The 2,321-nt window shown below is 52.1% G+C and carries 2 rRNA genes; both read right to left on the reverse strand.

Features of this window, described 5'->3' with window-relative positions:
- Positions 1–1,519, reverse strand: a 23S ribosomal RNA gene (locus ABRP84_RS11205); the annotation flags it as partial.
- Positions 1,520–2,035: 516 nt separating this feature from the next.
- Positions 2,036–2,321, reverse strand: a 16S ribosomal RNA gene (locus ABRP84_RS11210); the annotation flags it as partial.

The raw sequence follows: 2,321 nt of genomic DNA on the forward strand, positions 1-2,321 counted from the left end.
GTGCTTTATCATGGGCGCACATGTACGGGTACCAGAATATCAACTGGTTATCCATCGACTACGCCTGTCGGCCTCGCCTTAGGTCCCGACTCACCCTGGGAAGACGAACTTGACCCAGGAACCCTTAGTCATCCGGCGGTAAGGATTCTCACCTTACAATTCGTTACTCATGCCTGCATTCTCACTCGCACACAGTCCACGCCTCCTCACGGTAACGCTTCCACCCATGCACGACGCTCCCCTACCCAAACAACAAAAAATTGTTGCTTGCCGCGGCTTCGGCGGTGTACTTGAGCCCCACTACATTGTCGGCGCAGAACCACTCGACCAGTGAGCTATTACGCACTCTTTCAAGGATGGCTGCTTCTAAGCCAACCTCCTGGCTGTCTTCGCGATCCCACATCCTTTTCCACTTAGTACACCCTTAGGGGCCTTAACCGGCGATCTGGGCTGTTTCCCTCTCGACTATGAAGCTTATCCCCCACAGTCTCACTGCCGCACAACACAATTGATGGCATTCGGAGTTTGGCTGACATTGCTAAGATTGTAGTCCCGCTCAACCAACCAGTCGCTCTACCTCCACCAAGCTAAATGCGACGCTGCACCTAAATGCATTTCGGGGAGAACCAGCTATCACGGAGTTTGATTGGCCTTTCACCCCTACCCACAGCTCATCCCCGCAGTTTTCAACCTACGTGGGTTCGCGCCTCCACAACCTCTTACAGCTGCTTCACACTGGCCATGGGTAGATCACCCCGCTTCGGGTCCAGGACATGCCACTTACCACCCCATTAGGATTCGGTTTCCCTACGACTACCCCACACGGGTTAACCTCGCGACATGCCGCTGACTCGCAGGCTCATTCTTCAAAAGGCACGCCATCACACCATAAAAAGTGCTCTGACGGATTGTAAGCACATGGTTTCAGGAACTATTTCACTCCCCTCCCGGGGTACTTTTCACCATTCCCTCACGGTACTATCCACTATCGGTCACACTGAGTATTTAGGCTTACCGGGTGGTCCCGGCAGATTCACAACAGATTCCACGAGCCCGTTGCTACTCGGGAACCCAACAACCCCCACATCATCATCTTCAGCTACAGGACTCTCACCTACTCCGGTAGATCATTCCAAACCACTTCACCTAACAACAATGCACAGGGCGTGCCACTGGTAGATGACACAAAGCTAGGCCCCACAACACCGCACACACAACCCCTACCAGGTATCACATGCACACGGTTTAGCCTCATCCACGTTCGTTCGCCACTACTAGCAGAATCATTATTATTTTCTCCTCCTACGGGTACTGAGATGTTTCACTTCCCCGCGTAACCCCCACAACAGCTATGAATTCACTGAAGGGTAACCCCACATAACCAGGGCCAGGTTTCCCCATTCGGACATCCTCGGATCAACGCTTTATTGACAACTCCCCGAGGCTTAACGCAGCCTTACACGTCCTTCATCGGCTCAGCATGCCAAGGCATCCACCATGCGCCCTAAATAACGAACACACCAACCACCACACACAAACCACACAACCAACAAAAGCCATGCAACCAGCATGTGGTGGCAACAAGTAAACTTGACAAAATAAACAAAAAGAAAAATCACATCACACACACAACACCACCCACACACAAGCAGATGGCATCATGCAGATGCTCGCGTCCACTATACAGTTCTCACACAACACCCCGAACCAGCAACAAACACCACCACAATGAATGGCATCCATCAACCAGTCAGGCACACAAAAAAAGGGGATAATGCCCCAGACACCCAACAATGCACCAACGACTTACCACTCAACATTAATTTTGTATGCATGGACACTTTTACGCATGTCACAAAGCACTGTCTCAACACTTAGACCTGCTGATTAAGGTGTGTCTCCTACCCGGAATTTCCAAATTCGGTGGCAGCAGAACACTTGCCTACTCAACCACCAACCCACCATCAACTATGTGGGCAACCCACAACTGTGGGCCATTGGCTGCAACTGCAGCCCAATAATAAAAGCTCCTTAGAAAGGAGGTGATCCACCCGCACCTTCCGGTACGGGTACCTTGTTACGACTTCGTCCCAATCGCCGATCCCACCTTCGACGGCTCCCTAACACGTTTAGGCCACCGGCTTCGGGTGTTACCAACTTTCATGACGTGACGGGCGGTGTGTACAAGGCCCGGGAACGTATTCACCGCAGCATTGCTGATCTGCGATTACTAGCGACTCCGACTTCATGGGGTCGAGTTGCAGACCCCAATCCGAACTAAGGCCGGCTTTCAGCGATTCGCTCCACCTCACAGTGTCGCA

Source organism: Corynebacterium sp. KPL2861 (assembly GCF_040225475.1).
GTDB lineage: Bacteria > Actinomycetota > Actinomycetes > Mycobacteriales > Mycobacteriaceae > Corynebacterium.